An 18,706-nucleotide genomic window follows, 5' to 3' on the forward strand; every position below is an offset into this window, starting at 1 on the left:
TTCTCTCCTCCCTTACTGACGTGACGCTGCTCGGAAAGGTTGCAAACCGTACACTTTATTTTGAATCTGCCATTCCATTCCATCAGGTCGTAGTATCAGTGTAATCGCTCCGTGTCGATCCGTCCGAAAAACAGTCGTCCCCGCCTCTTCAAGACGTGCGAGCACATCGGATGAAGGATGACCGTAGCGGTTGTTGCGGCCAACCGAGATGACGGCAGCTTGTGGCTGCATGCGCTCCAGGAATGCCGCCGTTGTCGAAGTCTTGCTGCCATGATGGGCTACTTTTAATACATCGACAGTTGACAGCAATGGTGAATAGCTATGTAACAGCCGTTCTTCTGCGGCTTGCTCAATGTCGCCTGTGAACAGTACTCGGGTCCCGTATGCCGTGAGCAGCAGAACAACCGAGGCATCGTTTTTTTCACCTTTTCCAGACATGTTGCTTCCATCAGGTGAAAGCCACGTCCAAACCACTCCAGGAACGTCCTCCCAGCTCACTCCTGGCTGTCCGGTTACCAGCGGTACGCCCCGCCTGGCTAACGACGCCAGCAGCTCCCTGTCCCCTCTGGAGGGAGGTGTTCCATTCAGCAGCGCTGCTGCAATGGGCATGCGAGCTGCTACAGCAGGCAGTCCGCCGATGTGATCCTGATCGCCGTGGGTGGCGACCAGCCGATCGATTTGCTCAATCCCACGCGAGCGCAAATATGGCACGACGATATCCTTCCCGGGATCAAACGGATCTTTTTTCTCTCTCCATCGTTCCGTTTGCCCGATTCGGACAATACCGCCGCCATCTATTAAGTATACTGTTTCATTGGTGACTTCGACAACGATAGAATCACCCTGCCCCACGTCAAGAAAGGTGATCCGCACCTCGTCTGTTCCGTCCAACGGCTGCCGGGCGGCAACCAGCAGCAAACAGAAAACAGTCCCATACACCAGAAAATCACGCCGACGCTGATAGCCGAGGTGCCACCCTATCGGAATGGAAATGAGCCATATCGCGTACCCGGCCAACCACCACCAGTGAGGATGGGGCCAATGGGAAAAGGGCAGCGATCGATCATGCAGCCAGCTGAGTCCATGATGCAGATGAGGCAGCAGCCCGTTCACCAACTGCCCGATCAAAGAACCAAGTGGCGGAAAGAGAAAGGAGACAACCAGAGCCGCATAGCCGGCCGGAAGTACGATGAGCGAGAGAAGAGGCACGACGAGCAGGTTGAGCAGCCAAGAGAGCGGTGAGAACTGGTGAAACCAGTAGATGAGAAACGGAAACGAAACAAGCGCCGCCGAGGTGGCGACAGCCATCGAGGAACGAAGCCAGCTACTGCGTGGCAACGGCGATTCCATCAGAATCGGCACATACAGGATCAGACCAAGAGTGACACAGAAGGATAGCTGAAACCCCACTTGCCATAGCTGATACGGGTTACACAGCAGCATCAGCAGCAGAGCTATCCCCCACAGCTGACGTATCTCGATCTGTTTTCGCGCTCGCACGGCCCACAACCCGAGTCCCCCCATCAGTCCGGCACGGACGGCTGATGGACTTGCTCCTACCAACAACACGTAGCCGGCGATAAAGAGAATCGCTGCCACCAAGGACCACTCACGTGTCAAACCCAATCGCTCCATCAACCACAAAAAACCGGCGCTGACCAACGTTACGTGCAGTCCGGAGATCGCCAATACGTGGATCAAGCCCAGATCGGCATACGTGTCAGCAAGCCGCGGCTCTACCTCATCCCGTAGTCCCAGCAGCAGCGATTTCATAAATCCAGAGACAGACGAGTCGGCAAACAGCAAGTCCAATCGTTTGGCGAGATGCTGCTGCCATGTCTCAAACCAGCCAAAGAGGTTGCTGTTGTCTACCTCCACTTGTGTCTGGGCAAAACTGCCTTTTGCCGTTACATAGACCCCCTGCCAGCGCAGGTAACGGGCGTAGTCAAAAGCGTTAGGGTTGCGGGCACCGTCGGGAAGCTGCAGCTGGACAGAAGCAGTCAGTTGATGGCCCGTACGCCAGCGCTCGACGACGGATATCTGTTCCTCTGCGTCCAACTTGATGCGGCAAGCTACCCGTTCTGCCGGAAACAACGCTCTGTGTCGCCCGGCAACCTGGTAAGCGCCCACATCGAGAAACAGGCGGACCGTGTCGCCGTCGCGCTCGGGTGGCGAAGCGATCCGCCCGGTCACCTCCAGGGAAGTCGCGCCATCTGCATAACGAGTAAGGGAGGAAGCGTGCCAACTGTCATAGAGATAGAAGTACCCTCCCGCACAGAGAACTACGGAGAGGCACAGCACCGCCATGCGCTGTCGGGCCAGCAGCAGAAGGCCTAGCACCACTCCTGCAGTCGAAAAAAAGAGATAAACAGGAGAATAGGCCGCGGCAACGATGCCGGTCACGGCACAAATGCTGTATAAGAAATACGAATGGCGCTCTTTTCCCATCGTGCTCCCCCCGCTTCCCTTAGGAATCGACGGGGGAATTGTATCAGATAGAGGTAGGACAATAAAAACTTTGCGATCCACAGATGGCATGTTGTGACAACATCCTAAAAGTAAAAATATTAGGTTCACAGGCACCTGATTCTGTTACTGAACATACGATGTTCTTCTGACCAGCCAAAGTATGTAAAAACAAACATTTATTCAAAATAATTAATCCTAGCACGCATAAAAACAAAAAGAAATATTTGAAATAATATCATTTTATGGATATAATACCCATAAATTCGTTTTTAAGGAGGTCTCAATCTTGAAAAAAAGCATAGCGTTACTGTTTACGACAATCGCCCTTGTCTCCTCTCTTGCGACTACACCGCTTGCTAAAGCAGAGACTGACACCTTTTCAGCAGCAGAAGAAGTTTTGGCTGCAAGAACCTATTATAATTTGGACGATAAAGGTCAAGATCTTTCAGCAGGCAACCACCAAGAGTCTAAAATCTCCTTCAGTGAGATGTCAGTATCAAAATCGGACGTACAGCTTACTGGTGAAATAGCATACTCTAACGATGAGAGAGTCCCCTTCTCGTTATCAGGAACATTGGGCAAGGCTGAAAAAACAGATGACCTAATCATAGGTGATTTAGTAGATAACTCTGGAAACTTTGAAGTGATTCACTTTGGCTTGGACCGCTCCCCAGACAAAAGTATTGTCATTGACCAAAAGAAACGGGGTAATAAGCCTATACTAAAATTATACCTACTGAAACAGGGTACAAGAGACTTAACGGTACTGGAGGTTGATGTACCTAAGTCAATTAAATACAAAGAACTATTCGACAACGTTAAAAGTTTTAAACAGGCAGAGTACAGCGATCAGTTTTGGTACCATAAAATTTTTAAGCCTACTGAGGCAAAAGAGCTTGGAGCAAATGAAGCTAGACTTGTATCTGAAGAAGATGATGTAGTTATAGCCTCCTTACAAAATGATTCCGAAACAAGATATTACCAATATTCGTACAATATTTCTGGTTGTAGTATCTATGAAGATTTTTATGTGAAACATTATTTGGAAGGTCCTAAAGAGATCACTACTTCTGATGAGTTTACATCAAAAATGTACGTGACACATGAAGAGACCTGGTCTTTAGATTGCGACTCCATGAATAGTGATGAAACAGGTATGCACATTGGATATTATGATCCAACAATTATTCAAGCCTATACCGAGCCAGGTGACGTATTGCGTTACATCCAATGGGATGGCACTTACTATGAGGAAGATGATTTAAACATCGTTGCACGTTGGGATGTCGCATTTCCTTATACGACGCTTGGTTTTACTGGTACCTGGGAATTCGCAGAGAGGCACGAGTCTAATACCATGAAGGTATTTGATAATTCCGGCGAGAAAAAGGTACGGCAGGCTGCAGTTGACTTTGATGAGAAAGAGCAACAGTTAATAGACGAAGATGATAGTTTCGATGTAATATTTTCAGTAGGATATTACAATCAAAGTGGCAATAAAAACTTTAGGGTAAAATGGGACTATACAATCTCGAATGACTTGGATTACACATGGACTGATGAAAAATCAGAGCGCCTTTCGCTTGATTATGATTCCGGCAACTAAAGTCTAATTCAGAATGTAATGCCCCCCAAACTGCCTGGACTTTTGGGGGGCAAAGATTCTGAATCTGTCATTTATTTAACCAACAATTAGACAGTCGCGAACCATAATTGTATTGTTCATGTTTAAAAGTAGGCTTTTCTACCAACTGCCGCTTTACTCATTTATACTTGCGTAAACATATACCATTAGGGCAAATAAAGCTAATACTAACGAACCATTAATAACACTGGATATTTGAGACGCAGGGAGAGCAAAAAAATCCAGGTACCCAAGAATTCCCCTTCCGCCTGGCATATAAGCCCCCTTGTAGCCCAAAAGACACGCATTTAAGATAGACAAAACCATTACCGAAAGAGATCCTAGCTTGAGGTAATGACCTTGCTTATTTTTAAAGATGCCAATCATTAGGAAGACTATGTATATCACAAGGAAAAAAAACGTCACTTTATCACCTCATCTTCTGGTTTTATGTCTTGGCAATTACTTACATCAAGATAATTTGAGAACGTTACAATCCTTTGCGTTTCTTGAAAATAAAATCTTTTGGAAAACCTCTCTAAGCCGAACCCAACAATTTCCTTAGTTTACATTTTTTATTTTACAGTAAAAATCAATCCTCCAGCAATGGGATAATATGCCTACTACCAGAACAGAGCCAAAAAGACACTGTCCTCCCCTTGTGCACCACCTGCATTACCCCGTCTAAAACACCCACTGTCGTGTCAACAATAGGAGTATTCACAAGCATAGGCCCTCGTCAGATTGCATGCTTCCTGAATCCGTGATAGATTTAGCTAGAGCGTATTTATAGGGAATCTCCCTGCGAGAGGAAGAGTCAGACAATATGTGTGGAATTGCATCACTCTACAACAAACAACAAGCGCCGGTTCGTCCGGACGTGATCGAAGCGATGACCAATATCATCCTGCATCGCGGTCCGGACGATGACGGTTTTTTGATAGACAATCACATCGCACTCGGATTTCGTCGGCTGAGCATCATCGACTTGGAAGGCGGCCACCAGCCGCTGGCCAACGAAACAAAAGAGATCTGGATTGTCGGCAACGGGGAAATCTACAACTACAAGGAACTGCAGGATTGGTTGAAACAGCGGGGACATGTGTTTGAGACCGGTTCCGACATTGAGACCATCCTGCACCTCTACGAAGAAGTGGGCTTTGACGCCCCCAAACATCTGCGCGGGATGTTTGGCTTTACCATCTGGGATGGCCGGAAACAACTGCTGTTCGGAGCACGCGATCACTTCGGCATCAAACCGCTCTACTACACAGAGACCGGAGATTCGATCGCCGTCGCCAGCGAGATCAAGAGCTTGCTGGAGCTGCCCGGGTTTCAGCGGGAAGTGAACGAGACGGCGTTTTATCACTATCTGACGTTTCAATACGTACCTGATCCCCAAACCATGTACAAAGGAATCTACCGCATCCCGCCGGCGCACAGCTTTGTGGTCAAAGACGATGCGATCACAGTCACACCGTACTGGGAAGTCTCCTTTGCTCCGGACGAGAGCAAGCCGTTTTCCTATTACGTGGAAGGCACCCGTGAGATCCTGATGGAATCGGTCGACAAACACCGGATGAGCGATGTGCCGCGTGGTGCGTTTCTCTCCAGCGGCGTCGACTCCAGCAGTATTGTCGGGATGCTGAAAACATTTGAACCAGTCAAAACCTTTTCTGTCGGCTCCGACATTCCCGGTTACAGTGAGCTGGAGTACGCGCGGCGAACGGCCCAATACCTGGGCACCGAGCATCACGAAGTAACAATCTCTGCCAAACGGTACATGCAGGAGCTGCCACGGCTGATCTGGCATCAGGATGAGCCGGTGGCCGATCCTTCGGCGATCCTGCTCTATTTCGTCGCCGAACTGGCCAGCGAACACGTAACTGTAGTACTGTCCGGTGAAGGCGCCGATGAGTTTTTCGGAGGATACAACATCTACCGCGAGCCGCAGTCGCTGCGTATGTTTGCTCCGCTCCCCCGCTGGATGAAAGGAACGATCCGCTCCCTCGCCGAGAAGCTGCCCGACAACGTAAAGGGGAAAAACTTCCTCATCCGCGGCTCTAAAACAGTGGAGGAGCGCTTCTTTGGCAACGCCCTGATTTTCAGTGAAGAACTGAAACAGCAGGTGGTGACGGAGGATATCTTCCATTCGGCGAAGTATCAGTCGCCATGGGAGGTTACCGATGGGATTTACCAAAGAGCCACCCACTATGACGACGTAACCAAGATGCAGTTTCTCGACATCCACACCTGGCTGCGCGGCAATATCCTGATGAAAGCAGACAAGATGACGATGGCCAACTCGCTGGAACTGCGTGTACCGTTTATCGATCCAAAAGTCTTTGAGTTTGCCGCTACCATCCCCACCAAGTACAAAATAGCGGCTGGCACAACCAAACACGTCCTGCGCGAAGCGATGAAGGAGTTTCTGCCGCCGGAGATCAAGACCCGTCCCAAACTGGGCTTCCCGGTACCGACCCGCCACTGGTTGAAACAGGAGTTCTACCAGTGGGCAAAGGAGCTGATCTTCGAGAGCAAGGTGGATCATTTGATCAACAAGGCGTACGTCCTCTACATGCTGGACGAACATCGTGAGGGTCATGCCGACTACAGCCGGAAAATCTGGACGATTCTCGTCTTCATGCTCTGGCATCAGATCTTCATTGAGCAGAGGTACGACTTTGGACCATATGTCAGCCCGGCAGTGGCCCTGCGGCGGAAAAATACCAAAACACTGCAGCAGATCGGATAATCAGATAGCGCGAACACCGCTCCCCTTATTACACCGGGAGAGACCGCCGACTGGTCACCTATCATTCAGGCAGCTTGACGTTTATGGAAGGCTGCCTTTTTGTTTGCTTTCTGAATCAGTTTATATCTGCAATCGCTGTATAACGCGCGGCAAGGGGAGAGACAGAGATGAACCTCAAGCACATAAACATGAACGAACGGATGAAGTATTACCGTGTACCTGGTGTCAGCCTAGCCTTGATCAATGATGGCAAACTTCATTTGGCAGAAGGCTATGGAGTGTTGGAGGGAAAAACCAATCGGTCCGTTACCACCCATTCTGTTTTTCATGCCTGTTCCATAAGCAAGCTAGCCACGGCCATGCTCGTATTGAGATTCATCGAACAAGGCATCCTTGACCTGGATGAGAATGTGAATAAACAGTTGATATCTTGGAAAGTCCCTGACAATCATCATACGAATCAGAAACAAGTTACCTTGCGAACACTGCTGAGTCATCAAGCGGGGTTCATTGATCCCGAAGGAAGTTTTCGTGAACATGATTCGGAGCAGAACATCCCAACCATGCTTTCCCTTCTGGAGGGCAGGACATCATCCTGTCCGGAACCAATCAGCTTGAAGTATCAGCCTGGAAGTGACTTTCAATATTCAGACGCAGGATTTTGCGTGATCCAGCAGCTTGTGGAGGATGTTACCAGAAAGTCTTTTCAACAAGTGATCAAAGAATTTATATTTGAACCGCTGCAGATGAACAACAGCACATCTGAATGGGCGATACCGGACACGGGACATGATCGGTTTGCCTGCGGGCACAATCAAAATGGGAGCGTCATAGAAGGCAAATACCCTATATACCCATATCAAGCTGCTGCTGGTCTGTGGTCCACGCCTACCGATCTGGCCATGCTGGTCATCGAAATCATGGATTCTCTAAAAGGAAAGGGCAAACTAGGGCTTTCCCCAAAACTGATCAACGAAATGATTACGCCACAAGGCTGTTCACCGTGGACGGGACTTGGTCTTTTTCTGGACAGCTCGGCTCAAGAACTTGAGATCTCCTCCCTTGGCTGGGGCGTCGGATTTCAAAGCATAGTGATCGCATACCCGTATGCAGGCACAGGTGCTGTGATGATGACAAATGCTGATTTAGGCGTTCACCAAACCAAAGGGATCATAGGAGAAATCGCTGCATCACTGCACCACAGCTTCTGTAAAAAGTGAAAAGACGACATGTTTTTTTATCAACCTCTTTTGTTTTGAAGGGCTTTATTGGGCCATCCGGGGAATTTTTTCTTGAAAAACTAATACGATTAGTTATAATAAAACTAATATGATTAGTTTTCGAGAGGAGAATTCACATGCGCATCATTCGCGAAGCGACGATCGTACAGATCACCTTTCTGCCCCGATTTTTTCCCGTCAATTGCTATCTGATCGAGGAGTCGGACGGTTTGACGCTGATTGATGCAGCTCTTCCGTATAGTGCCGCAAGCATTCTGCAAGCAGCCGACCAGATTGGAAAACCCATTACCCGCATCCTGCTAACCCATGCCCACGACGATCATGTGGGTGCGCTGGATACGCTAAAAGAGCGATTGCCGGAGGTGCCGGTACATATCTCCCAGCGGGATGCCCGATTGATGAGCGGTGATCGTTCGCTGGACCCGGATGAACCGAATACTCCCATACGTGGCGGTGTGCCAAAACGGTTGAAAACACGGGCAGATGTGTTGCTCCAGGACGGAGATCAGATTGGTTCCTTGCTTGCGGTATCCGCACCAGGGCATACACCTGGCTCGTTTGCTTTTCTCGACACACGGAACAACGCTCTTATCGCCGGTGACGCGTTTCAAACCAGGGCTGGTCTTGCGGTCACGGGACAGCTGCGGCCGTGGTTTCCGTTCCCTGCCCTCGCCACCTGGAATAAACAGTTTGCACTTGATAGTGCGTTTAAACTGCGTGAGCTGCGACCGTCCCTGCTCGCCGTTGGTCACGGCCGGATGCTGATTGATCCGGTATCCTTGATCGATCTGGCGATTGCCGAAGCAGAACGAAATCTTGCCTATCTCCAACAGAAAGGAGTTTGACGGACATGTGCCCACGAATCGGTCTTGATGTACCTACCATCCTGCAAGCCGCCGCGGAGATTGCTGACGTACACGGTGTTGATGCCATCACCCTGGCCTCTTTGGCAAAAAAACTGGATGTGCGCCCTCCTTCGCTGTACAACCATATCGACGGGCTGCACGGTTTGCGAAAAAAACTTTCTATTTACGGCCTGGAACAGCTCTACAGCATCATGACTCAGGTCGCTGTGGGACGTTCCGGGGATGAAGCGGTGCGGGCACTTGGAGAAGCATATGTGACATTTGCCCGGACGCATCCCGGATTGTACGAAGCTGCACTCGTTGGCCCTGATCTGCGCGATCCAGACGTTCAGCGGGCGGGAAATCAAATCGTCGACCTGCTTCTCCGCGTGCTGGGCGCCTACGACCTGGGAGACGAGGCCGCCTTACATGTCGTACGCGGCTTGCGCAGTATTTTCCACGGTTTTGCTTCTCTTGAGCAGCAAGGTGGGTTTCAACTCAGGCTCGATCGGGATGTGAGCCTCCGGCTATTAATTGATACGTATCTTGCAGGGATTCGTTCGATGCATGGAAGGATACACGAGATTAACAATCGTTAAGATGATTGACTCGCTTTTAATCGTTTCAAGCGTTTTAAGCGTCTCATCCGATTACACCCTCTCCACACTCTGGAGAGTTTTTTTGTGCCTCCCTCTGTCTTTTTGTACGCTAAAAACAACGAGTTGCGGAGGAGGTTCGTTATGCTGTTTGATCTGTGGGAACGTTATCGGACGATCGTGATTGTACTGGGAATGGCAGTAGTCGTGGTTTGTGCGTGGATGTTTTATCCTGGGAATGCACGGGAGGACCCAGTCTTGCCATTGAACCATTATGTCCATGCTATGGAATCCGAAGAAGAGCAAGTGAAGGGTCAGGCTGCAAAAACCAGCCCATCGTCTGAACCGGATGAGGCGGACAAATCAACGGAAAAGCCAGCCCTAAAGATGTATGTCGATATAAAAGGAAGTGTACAGCATCCCGGCTTGTATCAGTTCTTCGAAAACGACCGGGTACAGCACGTGATCACGGTAGCAGGCGGTTTTTTGCCCGACGCGGACATCAGCCGCGTCAACCTCGCTCAGCCGTTGGCTGATGGCATGGTGATCTGGGTTCCACAAAAGGGAGATGACAGCCCTCCCCCCTATCCTCCTGCCAACTGCATCTGTCAGACTGCTGGTGCAGCGACTACAGGCGCATCATCTGCCTCAGGGGACGCCAATGGTCTGACCGCAGACGGCAAAATCAATCTGAATCGTGCTACGCTGCAGCAGTTGATGACCCTTCCCGGAGTTGGCGAGACACGGGCCAAGGCGATTATCACCTATCGAGAGCAGAACGGAGCCTTTTCCCGGCCGGAAGAGTTGAAAAATGTGACAGGGATCGGTGAGAAAACCTACGCCGAACTGGCGAACCATATTGCCGCTCCCTAAAGCCCTCCTATCGGAGGAACCGAGACTAGATGAGACTCGACTAGAAAAAATCGACTAGATCTGGCCTAGGGCAACGCCTACTCCCGCTCTGCCGGTGCACGCATCATCTCTTGCTTTACCTGTTCCGTCAACCGATCAAATGTCCGTGCTTTTTTCACATAGAGCAGGCAGATCGTCCAGGTCATCACGAATTGGGCAAAGGCGTAAAGATAGGCCCAGTTGATCGGGCCTACCGCTTTTCCGTCGAGCAAGTCGGTATAAGCGGTCAGGATAGGCAGCATGTAGTAAAAAACCAAGAAGAACAGCGTTGTCGGAATGATGAAACGTTTTTTCTTTCGCAGGAGTTCGCCAAAAGCTAAGCCATCCATGCGATCCTGCAGTTTCTCTCTAGGCAACGGCATCGATCCTCCTTGTTCTGTTTCCTAGTTCCTCCATCTTATCGCACGAATACCATGCCGACAATGGATCGGTTACAGAAAAGGAGCATTTTTGCCTTCAACCGCTCATATTCTCTGTATGAGAAGAAGGAGTTGGAGGGATCCGTATGCACGTCGGCTTTATTGGTACGGGGAGCATGGGCAGCATCCTGATAGAATCATTTCTCCGTGCAAAAGTACTGCGGCCAAATCAGCTTGTCATCTATAATCGTACTCCCTCAAAGGCTGTCCGCCTCGCTGAAAAACATCCCGGAGTAACAGTAGCAGCGAACAATGCGGAAGTCGCAAGAAAAAGCGATTGGTTGTTTCTCTGCGTCAAACCTTTGGAATATCAACAAGCGATCACCCAGTGTGAGAACCAACTGAGTGATCGGCACGTATTGGTTACCATCACCAGCCCCGTCCGGCTCGCCGAGTTGGAAGCAACCGTACCCTGCCCGGTAATGCGTGCTGTTCCCAGCATCACCAATGCTGCTCGCAGCGGGCTAACGCTAATCGAGTTCGGTTCACGTATCTCAGAGGAACAGAAACAATCTGCCTATTCACTGTTTTCCCAGATCAGCCATCCAGTCGAGATTCAAGAAAAGTTTTTGCGCATCTCGTCTGACATCAGCAGCTGCGGCCCAGCTTTTCTCAGCTACGTCCTGCAGCAGATGATCGCGGAAGCTGTGGAGGAGACGGGCATCTCGCGCGATGCGGCCACCTTCCTGACCACACAGATGGTGATTGGCTTCGCTGATCTTCTACAGCAAGAGGTATTTTCCCTGCCTGCCCTGCAAGAGCGAGTCTGCGTCCCTGGAGGTGTCACTGGGGAAGGTCTCATCGCCCTCCGTGACGGAATTCCTGGCGTATTTGGCCAGGTGTTCCGTCGGACCCATGCCAAGTTCGCAGAGGATCGGGAGTTGATGAGTAAACATTTGTTCCCGGAATCGAGCGAGACAACCTGATGAATGAACCCTGATCAACCTACCTGACGAGACAACCTGAGCGTCCCACACCTCTGCCAATTTCATGGAGCGGATCCAGTCACATCGTTTTTGTATTGGGAGAGCAGATCGTACGCCCTCTGCACATCGCCTTTATGGACACTTACTTTTCCGGTTGATTGCTGTTCCATGCTGACCATGCCCTCGGCGTAAAACGATGGATCTGTCGAGTTCTTCACTTTGCAGCGGATACCCTTGGCTTGTAAATAGGTAAATCGTGAGTGGGCTCTTTGCAGATGGCCTTCATATACCACGACCCACTTTCGATGCGCGAGATAACAACTCGCCATAACAGCTAAAAGCAGCAGCGCTCCAAGAATGTATACGATGATCCAACACTCCCTTGTTGAAGTTGTCTGCACACTGACATAACAAACTCCCTCTGCACTTCACAATCGGTAGCGAGGGAGTTTGTCTGCATTCTGAGACACTTCACGAATAGCATCGTGTCTCGTGTTGAGAGTCTCTTAGTTTGTCAGTTCTACCACTAGTGGTGGCTCGTAGTGATGGCTCGGTCCACAAAGTTAACTGACAACCAGATTAACCAGCTTGCCTGGCACGGCAATTACTTTGCGAACAGTTTTGTCTTGAACGAGTGCTTGTGTCTTCTCATGATTGGCGACCAGTCCTTCCAACTCTTCCTTGGACAGTCCATTTGGTACGACTAGTTTGTCTCGAACCTTGCCGTTGATCTGGATGACGATCTCCACTTCATCCAGCACCAGTGCCTCCGGATCGTATTCGGGCCAGCGCTGCTCGTGCACACTGTCTGCTTTGCCGATCAACTGCCACATTTCCTCGGCGATATGCGGTGCAATCGGTGCCAACAGAACCAGCAGGTGCTCGATCGCAAAGGCCAACGTGCCGCGATCAGCCTCTTGCGGGTATGCGTACAGCTTGTTGACCAGTTCCATGATCGTGCTGATTGCGGTGTTAAACGTATAGCGTTCACCAATATCTTCGCTTACCTTTTTAATGGCGAAGTGCGTCATCCGGTAAAGTTCTTTGGCAGCCCCATCTGCAGGCTGCAGTTTCGGAACATTCCCTGCAAACAGGGATGCGTGGCTTTCCACCAGACGCCAGACGCGGTGCAGGAAGCGATAGCTGCCTTCTACCCCGGTATCCGTCCAGTCCAGATCGCGCTCCGGCGGGGCGGCAAACAGGATGAACAGGCGAACCGTGTCGGCCCCGTACTTCTCGATCATCTCGTCCGGACTGACCACATTGCCTTTTGACTTGGACATTTTTGCCCCGTCTTTCAGTACCATTCCCTGTGTCAACAGACTGCGGAACGGTTCCTCGTAGGAGAGCATCCCTGCGTCATGCAGCACTTTTGTGAAAAAGCGGGAATACAACAGGTGCAGGATCGCGTGTTCCACACCGCCGATGTACTCATCTACCTGCAGCCATTTGTCTACCTTTTCCTTGGCAAATGGAAGCTGCTCGTTCTGCGGGTCCGTATAACGCAGATAGTACCAAGACGAATCGATAAAGGTATCCATCGTGTCCGTCTCCCGCCGGGCCTTACCGCCGCAGTTGGGGCAGGTCGTGTTGACAAAGGAGTCGGACGAGGTGAGCGGATTGCGCTTGCCATCGATCACGACATCCTCTGGCAGCAGAACCGGCAGATCTTCTTTGGGGACAGGCACGACTCCACAGTCGTCGCAGTAGATCATCGGGATCGGAGCCCCCCAGTAGCGCTGACGAGAGACCAGCCAGTCACGCAAACGGTAAGAGACGGCTGGACCGCCTTGCCCGTTTTGCTGCAGATGATCGGCAATCGCTTGGATCGCTTCCCGGTTTGGCAGGCCGTCAAAACTGCCGGAGTGAATCAGCGTTCCCTCTCCGGTGTATGCAGCATCAATACCGATCTCCTCTACAAGGATGGACTCATCGTACGGGTTGATCACCGCCTGGATCGGCAAACCGTACTTCTTGGCGAAGCTGAAATCGCGCTCGTCGTGAGCAGGTACACCCATAACCGCCCCTGTTCCGTAATCGAGCAGGACATAGTTGGCCACCCAGATCGGGATCTCTGCTCCTGTCAGCGGGTGTTTGGCGTAAGAACCGGTAAAGTATCCTACCTTCTCCACGTCAGCTGAGGTTCGCACAATATCGCTTTCCTTCTTCATCTGTTCGATGAAACCGCTAACCTCGGCCTCTTGCGGTTTTCCGGCAATCAAACGGGGCACCAGCGGATGCTCCGGCGCCAGCACCATATACGTAACGCCGTACAAGGTGTCTGGACGGGTGGTAAAGACGGTGATCGATTCGTCAGTCAACTGCGGCAGCGTAAACGTGACATTGGCTCCCTCGCTTTTGCCAATCCAGTTGCGCTGCATCGTCCGCACTTTTTCCGGCCATCCGGACAGATCATCCAGATCGGCAAGCAATCGCTCCGCATAATCGGTAATGCGGAAAAACCACTGTTCCAGATCTTTTTTCGTCACTTCTGAATCACAGCGCCAGCAGAGTCCGTCAATCACCTGTTCATTGGCAAGTACGGTCGAACACTCCGGGCACCAGTTGACGGAGGCTTTTTTGCGGTAGGCCAGGCCGCGCTCATAAAAGGTGAGAAACAGCCATTGGGTCCACTTGTAGTAGTCCGGAGAGCAGGTAGTCACTTCCCGCGACCAGTCGATGCTGATGCCAACCCGCTCCAACTGTGCTTTCATATAGGAAATATTCTCGTATGTCCATTTGGATGGTGCTGCGCCAAACTTGACCGCCGCATTTTCAGCCGGCAGTCCAAAAGCGTCCCAGCCCATCGGATGAAGGACTTGGTGTCCGCTCATGCGTTTGAACCGGGCGATGATATCGCCGATCGAATAGACCCGCATATGTCCCATATGCAGACGTCCAGAGGGATAAGGAAACTGCTCCAGGCAGTAAAATTTCGGTTTTCCAGCTTCCTCGCTGGTTCTGTGCTGATGCCCTTCTTTCCACCGCTGCTGCCACTTTTGTTCGATCTGAGCAGGATCGTATTGTCTAGCCATCTGTTTGCCTCCTCTAATACGATATAAGAAAAACCTCCCATCGCCAACAGCAGAAGCTGTCAGGGACGAGAGGTCTGTTTCCCGTGGTACCACCCTTTTTGACAGATCCGAACCGGGCCGGATCTGCCCACTCAAGCTTCCGTAACGTGGAAGAGCCGCTCCGTCCTACACAGCCATCGCGGGCACCAGTACCGGTTTGCTTCATCGTCTAAGCCCTAACCTGACAGATCCACTCCGCTGATCAGGTGCTGTGGACAAAACCGCTTTGGCCTTCGGGGGAGAGCTTGGAGGACAGTTCGGAAAGCGATCGGGTTGACTTGCACCAACCGTCAACTCTCTATTCACTAACCGTCTTTCGTACTACTCCTCGTCATCGCCAAACCTATGTCTGATTACCACGATTATAGTCAATCTTCGACACTGATGTCAACGCGCGGTTTGCGCGCAGCATAAAACAGGCGTTCGCTCTGCTCGTGAGGCGGTTCCTGCCTGAAGTCAGCCGTTACCGCAATCTGCTCAAAACCGGCCTCCCTCAGCCATTTGAACATCGAGAGCGGCTGGTAAGCCCGCTGGGCGTGAACCTCCTCCATCCGGCGATACAAGCCATCCTGTTGGCGTAGGAAAAAACATAACTGATGCTCCACCTCGAGGCGGATCGGATCACTGACACACTGCCAGATGTAGTTGATTTCCTCATCAAGCAGTGTGAACGTATTTTCCCCAAAACCATGCAGGATTTTGTAAGGGCTATGCACGTCAAACAAAAACTGGCCGCCAGGATGCAGGTGGGCGTATACACGACGGAACGTCTCCTGCACGTCGTCTTCCTCCAGCAGGTAGCTGAGTGAGTCGCAGAACGAGATGACCACATCAACCGGTGAGAGGGACAGCTGACGCATGTCCTGCTCAACCCAGGCTACTTCTACCCTGGCCTGTCTCATCTTTTCACTGGCGATCGCCAGCATCTCGGAGGATGCGTCGACGCCGATCACCCGGTGTCCCCTCTTGGCGAGCGGAATGGCGATGCTTCCTGTCCCGCAGCCAAGGTCGATGATCGATAGCGAAGAGGGAAAGGATGGGTCCGACGCCAATTCCACTTCCAGCCAGCGCACCCAGGCGTCGTATGGGGCATCCTCCATCAGCTTATCGTATACGGAGGCCAGATGATGGTATGCCATTCGCTTATACCTGTTCTTCAAACGTGACGCGGGGAGCGTCGCCCCACAGCCGTTCGATATTGTAGAATTCCCGCTCTTCCCGATGAAAAACATGGACGACCACGTCACCAATGTCGATCAGCACCCATTTGCCTTCGTCCGCTCCCTCAATGCCGCGCACGTTATACCCCTGTTCGTGCGCCTTGTCGCGGATTTCGCTTACAATCGCCTGTACCTGCCGTTCATTGTTACCGTGACAGACAATAAAATACTCGGCAATAACGGACAGATTACTGATATCGATCACGACGACGTTTTCCGCCTTCTTCTCTTCTGCTGCCTTTACCACCAGACGAGCCAACTCTTCAACTGCCATGAACACCCTCCTCGGTTACACGACTAGATCGTTATAGGCCAACAAGGTGAGTGGATACACCTGTTTGTTTCGTTCAATCAAATCCTGAATCGTACCGCCCAAGGCAAATGCCAAGGCATGGTCCAGATCCTCCTGGGCCCGCTGTCGGATCTCATCCACACCGGGAAAAGAACGATTCGGCTCGATGTAATCGGCCAGACAAACCACTTTTTCCAACAGCGACATGCCTACCCTGCCGGTCGTGTGGTAACGAACAGCTTGCAGCACATCCGGGTCGGTGATCTCCAGTTCTCTCTGGATCACAATGGCCCCGACAAAGGCATGCCACAGATTTTTGTCTCCATTCAGCACTTCTTGTGGCAGATCGTAGCGAACGACGTGCTCACGCAAGCGATCGGTCGGCCAGCATTTACAGTAGTCATGGACGTAACCGGCCAGTTCTGCCTTGTCTGGATCTGCACCGTACCGCTCCGCCAGCTGCCGGGCCGACTCGGCAACTCCCAGTGAATGTCGGTACCGCTTCTCGTTCATCTGCAATCGCACTTGATGAAGCAGTTTATCCCGGTCATAACGTAGCCCCATACAACCGATTCTCCTTTATATAGCGTTCCACCGCTTCAGGTACGAGATAACGAATCGTGCTGCCTGCTTTCACTTTGTTGCGAATCATCGTTGACGACACGTCCCATAGCGGCATTTCAACAAACGTAACATAGGAAGCAAGGCTCTGTCTATCGTATGTGCTGCCTGGTCGATGCAGCCCGATGAAGCGAACAAGCTGCACCAGTTCGCTGAAACGATGCCATTGCGGCAGGATGCTGACCATGTCTCCACCGATAATGAACGAAAAACGTGTGTCAGGGTATTCCCGAGTCAGCTGGCGCATCGTATCAACCGTATACGATGGACCGGAACGATCCAACTCGATCCGGTTGACCTGAAAAGCGGGATGGTCGGCGGTAGCAAGCTCCACCATGCGGAGTCGATGATGGGCTGCCGTTATCTCCTCTCCTGGCTTGTGCGGCGGGATATGGGTAGGTAGAAACCAGATCTCGTCCAAAGCGGCCTGCTCGCGTGCCTGTTCGGCCGCCAGCAGGTGTCCGCAGTGAATCGGATCAAACGTACCGCCCATGATGCCGATTTGTCTCTGTCGCATCATCATCCCTCAAGGCAAAACGATCGTCTTCTGCTCTTTTGATTCTTTGTACAAAACAACGGTGTGTCCAATCAGCTGAACCAGTTCCGCACCTGCTCCAGCGGCCAGTTCTTCCGCCACTTCCCGTTTGTCATCCAGGTTGTTTTGCAGGATGGAGATTTTGATCAACTCCCGTGCTTCCAGCGCCTCTGCGATCTGCTTGATCATGTTTTGGTTCACCCCGCCTTTGCCCACCTGAAAGATGGGCGTGAGATGATGAGCCATGGAACGGAGATAGCGCTTCTGCTTACCGGTCAACATATCAGTTTCCTCCTTGCTGAAGATGGTGTAGCACGGTTTGCCGCATGAGATCAACCGGTGCCTCTATTCCTGTCCACAATTCAAAGGCTAGCGCTCCCTGATTGATAAACATGCCAACTCCGGAGTGTGCTTTCGCTCCTGCCCGTTCGGCTTCCGCCAGCAGTTGGGTCTGCAGCGGATTGTAGATCAAATCGCTGACGATCAGGCCGCTGTGCAGCCACTCTGCAGGTATCGGCATCTCATCCGTATGCGGATACATCCCGATTGAGGTGGTGTTGATCAACAAACTGCCGCCCTCCACCGCCTGCTGATACTCTCTCTGTTCGACGACCCGTGCTTCTGTCATAAGCCGCAGTTGGCCGGCGAGCTGCTCTGCTTTCTCTCGAGATCGGTTGATGATGCGGATCTCTTGTACACCACTCTCGGCCAATGTACAGGCAACGGCTCGCGCTGCACCTCCGGCCCCGATCAACGTAACCGTCTGTTTGGCCAAGTCCACATTTGTCTCCTCGATCAGGGAGCGAACATAACCCAATCCGTCCGTATTGTAACCGATCAGACGGCCGTTCTCATTGACTACCGTGTTGACTGCGCCAATCCGTTTGGCCAGCGGATCGATCTCATCAAGCTGGGGCAGGATAGCCACCTTGTGCGGAATCGTTACGTTTACCCCTCGCAGGCCAAGAGCGCGGATTGCTTTTACCGCATTCGGCAAATCGTGTGGAGACACGTCAAAAGCCGCATAGGCGTAGTCAAGATTTTTGCTGGTGAAAGCTGTATTATGCATCAGTGGTGATTGTGAGTGGTGTACTGGATGCCCCAACAGGCCGACCAGAGTCGTTTTGCTCGTAATCATCGGCTCCTCCTCTCTTCCTCTAACCCACGAAAACCCCTT

The 18,706-nt window shown here is 51.4% G+C and carries 17 protein-coding genes; 7 read left to right on the forward strand and 10 right to left on the reverse strand.

From position 1 onward, the window contains the following. Nucleotides 1-12: 12 nt before the first annotated feature. Nucleotides 13-2,448 carry a DNA internalization-related competence protein ComEC/Rec2 gene (locus LOK74_RS12380; protein WP_230042351.1) on the reverse strand — a complete coding sequence of 812 codons (2,436 nt, stop codon included), beginning with the start codon at nt 2,446-2,448 and terminating at the stop codon, nt 13-15. Between the two features lie 307 nt (nt 2,449-2,755). Here LOK74_RS12380 and LOK74_RS12385 point away from each other — a divergent pair, with 307 nt between their 5' ends. The 6 genes from LOK74_RS12385 to LOK74_RS12410 all read left to right on the forward strand — a co-directional run bounded on the left by LOK74_RS12385 (nt 2,756) and on the right by LOK74_RS12410 (nt 10,403). Beyond that, the gene (locus LOK74_RS12385; protein ID WP_230042352.1) at nt 2,756-4,075 is read left to right on the forward strand and encodes a hypothetical protein; all 1,320 of its coding nucleotides are present in this window, start codon (nt 2,756-2,758) and stop codon (nt 4,073-4,075) included. 844 nt (nt 4,076-4,919) lie between these two features. Continuing rightward, on the forward strand, nt 4,920-6,848 hold the full coding sequence (asnB, locus tag LOK74_RS12390) for an asparagine synthase (glutamine-hydrolyzing) (protein WP_230042353.1): 1,929 nt from the start codon (nt 4,920-4,922) through the stop codon (nt 6,846-6,848). Between the two features lie 167 nt (nt 6,849-7,015). Continuing rightward, the gene (locus LOK74_RS12395) at nt 7,016-8,068 is read left to right on the forward strand and encodes a serine hydrolase domain-containing protein (protein ID WP_230042354.1); all 1,053 of its coding nucleotides are present in this window, start codon (nt 7,016-7,018) and stop codon (nt 8,066-8,068) included. Nucleotides 8,069-8,205: 137 nt separating this feature from the next. Further along, nucleotides 8,206-8,934, forward strand: coding sequence for an MBL fold metallo-hydrolase (locus LOK74_RS12400; protein WP_230042355.1), 729 nt, complete (start codon nt 8,206-8,208; stop codon nt 8,932-8,934). A gap of 5 nt (nt 8,935-8,939) precedes the next feature. Continuing rightward, on the forward strand, nt 8,940-9,533 hold the full coding sequence (locus tag LOK74_RS12405; RefSeq protein WP_230042356.1) for a TetR-like C-terminal domain-containing protein: 594 nt from the start codon (nt 8,940-8,942) through the stop codon (nt 9,531-9,533). A gap of 141 nt (nt 9,534-9,674) precedes the next feature. After that, the gene (locus LOK74_RS12410) at nt 9,675-10,403 is read left to right on the forward strand and encodes a helix-hairpin-helix domain-containing protein (RefSeq protein ID WP_230042357.1); all 729 of its coding nucleotides are present in this window, start codon (nt 9,675-9,677) and stop codon (nt 10,401-10,403) included. Between the two features lie 77 nt (nt 10,404-10,480). Here LOK74_RS12410 and LOK74_RS12415 read toward each other — a convergent pair whose 3' ends face one another. Further along, nucleotides 10,481-10,804 carry a DUF485 domain-containing protein gene (locus tag LOK74_RS12415; RefSeq protein WP_230042358.1) on the reverse strand — a complete coding sequence of 108 codons (324 nt, stop codon included), beginning with the start codon at nt 10,802-10,804 and terminating at the stop codon, nt 10,481-10,483. A 143-nt stretch (nt 10,805-10,947) separates the two neighbouring features. On the opposite strand from LOK74_RS12415, the gene comER reads away from it, so the two are divergent. After that, nucleotides 10,948-11,787 carry a late competence protein ComER gene (gene comER, locus LOK74_RS12420; protein ID WP_230042359.1) on the forward strand — a complete coding sequence of 280 codons (840 nt, stop codon included), beginning with the start codon at nt 10,948-10,950 and terminating at the stop codon, nt 11,785-11,787. Between the two features lie 62 nt (nt 11,788-11,849). On the opposite strand, the gene LOK74_RS12425 is transcribed toward comER, so the two are convergent. The 8 genes from LOK74_RS12425 to LOK74_RS12460 all read right to left on the reverse strand — a co-directional run bounded on the left by LOK74_RS12425 (nt 11,850) and on the right by LOK74_RS12460 (nt 18,667). Further along, the gene (locus tag LOK74_RS12425; protein WP_230042360.1) at nt 11,850-12,188 is read right to left on the reverse strand and encodes a hypothetical protein; all 339 of its coding nucleotides are present in this window, start codon (nt 12,186-12,188) and stop codon (nt 11,850-11,852) included. A gap of 162 nt (nt 12,189-12,350) precedes the next feature. Beyond that, nucleotides 12,351-14,822 (reverse strand): leucine--tRNA ligase, encoded by a 2,472-nt coding sequence (gene leuS, locus LOK74_RS12430; RefSeq protein WP_230042361.1) that lies wholly within the window; start codon nt 14,820-14,822, stop codon nt 12,351-12,353. A gap of 407 nt (nt 14,823-15,229) precedes the next feature. Further along, nucleotides 15,230-16,000 (reverse strand): class I SAM-dependent DNA methyltransferase, encoded by a 771-nt coding sequence (locus LOK74_RS12435; RefSeq protein ID WP_230042362.1) that lies wholly within the window; start codon nt 15,998-16,000, stop codon nt 15,230-15,232. 4 nt (nt 16,001-16,004) lie between these two features. Next, on the reverse strand, nt 16,005-16,355 hold the full coding sequence (rsfS, locus tag LOK74_RS12440) for a ribosome silencing factor (RefSeq protein ID WP_420908662.1): 351 nt from the start codon (nt 16,353-16,355) through the stop codon (nt 16,005-16,007). A gap of 15 nt (nt 16,356-16,370) precedes the next feature. Continuing rightward, nucleotides 16,371-16,937 carry a bis(5'-nucleosyl)-tetraphosphatase (symmetrical) YqeK gene (yqeK, locus tag LOK74_RS12445; RefSeq protein WP_230042364.1) on the reverse strand — a complete coding sequence of 189 codons (567 nt, stop codon included), beginning with the start codon at nt 16,935-16,937 and terminating at the stop codon, nt 16,371-16,373. Continuing rightward, a complete protein-coding gene (locus LOK74_RS12450; protein ID WP_230042365.1) occupies nt 16,921-17,511 on the reverse strand; it encodes a nicotinate-nucleotide adenylyltransferase in 591 nt (196 codons plus the stop codon). The genes yqeK and LOK74_RS12450 overlap by 17 nt, the downstream gene beginning before the upstream one ends. Before the next feature lie 9 nt (nt 17,512-17,520). Next, on the reverse strand, nt 17,521-17,811 hold the full coding sequence (gene yhbY, locus LOK74_RS12455) for a ribosome assembly RNA-binding protein YhbY (protein ID WP_230042366.1): 291 nt from the start codon (nt 17,809-17,811) through the stop codon (nt 17,521-17,523). Nucleotide 17,812: 1 nt separating this feature from the next. Beyond that, a complete protein-coding gene (locus LOK74_RS12460) occupies nt 17,813-18,667 on the reverse strand; it encodes a shikimate dehydrogenase (protein ID WP_230042367.1) in 855 nt (284 codons plus the stop codon). Nucleotides 18,668-18,706: the final 39 nt, after the last annotated feature.

The sequence above is a fragment of the Brevibacillus humidisoli genome (genome assembly GCF_020923435.1).
Lineage (GTDB): Bacteria > Bacillota > Bacilli > Brevibacillales > Brevibacillaceae > Brevibacillus_E > Brevibacillus_E humidisoli.

Coding starts and splice junctions, on each gene's coding strand:
- LOK74_RS12415 (WP_230042358.1), bottom strand. CDS start 10,804: ATGCCGTTGCCTAGAGAGAAACTGCAGGATCGCATGGATGGCTTAGCT.
- LOK74_RS12380 (WP_230042351.1), bottom strand. CDS start 2,448: ATGGGAAAAGAGCGCCATTCGTATTTCTTATACAGCATTTGTGCCGTG.
- LOK74_RS12400 (WP_230042355.1), top strand. CDS start 8,206: ATGCGCATCATTCGCGAAGCGACGATCGTACAGATCACCTTTCTGCCC.
- rsfS (WP_420908662.1), bottom strand. CDS start 16,355: ATGGCAGTTGAAGAGTTGGCTCGTCTGGTGGTAAAGGCAGCAGAAGAG.
- LOK74_RS12405 (WP_230042356.1), top strand. CDS start 8,940: ATGTGCCCACGAATCGGTCTTGATGTACCTACCATCCTGCAAGCCGCC.
- yhbY (WP_230042366.1), bottom strand. CDS start 17,811: ATGTTGACCGGTAAGCAGAAGCGCTATCTCCGTTCCATGGCTCATCAT.
- asnB (WP_230042353.1), top strand. CDS start 4,920: ATGTGTGGAATTGCATCACTCTACAACAAACAACAAGCGCCGGTTCGT.
- LOK74_RS12410 (WP_230042357.1), top strand. CDS start 9,675: ATGCTGTTTGATCTGTGGGAACGTTATCGGACGATCGTGATTGTACTG.
- LOK74_RS12395 (WP_230042354.1), top strand. CDS start 7,016: ATGAACCTCAAGCACATAAACATGAACGAACGGATGAAGTATTACCGT.
- LOK74_RS12450 (WP_230042365.1), bottom strand. CDS start 17,511: ATGCGACAGAGACAAATCGGCATCATGGGCGGTACGTTTGATCCGATT.
- leuS (WP_230042361.1), bottom strand. CDS start 14,822: ATGGCTAGACAATACGATCCTGCTCAGATCGAACAAAAGTGGCAGCAG.
- yqeK (WP_230042364.1), bottom strand. CDS start 16,937: ATGGGGCTACGTTATGACCGGGATAAACTGCTTCATCAAGTGCGATTG.
- LOK74_RS12460 (WP_230042367.1), bottom strand. CDS start 18,667: ATGATTACGAGCAAAACGACTCTGGTCGGCCTGTTGGGGCATCCAGTA.
- comER (WP_230042359.1), top strand. CDS start 10,948: ATGCACGTCGGCTTTATTGGTACGGGGAGCATGGGCAGCATCCTGATA.
- LOK74_RS12435 (WP_230042362.1), bottom strand. CDS start 16,000: ATGGCATACCATCATCTGGCCTCCGTATACGATAAGCTGATGGAGGAT.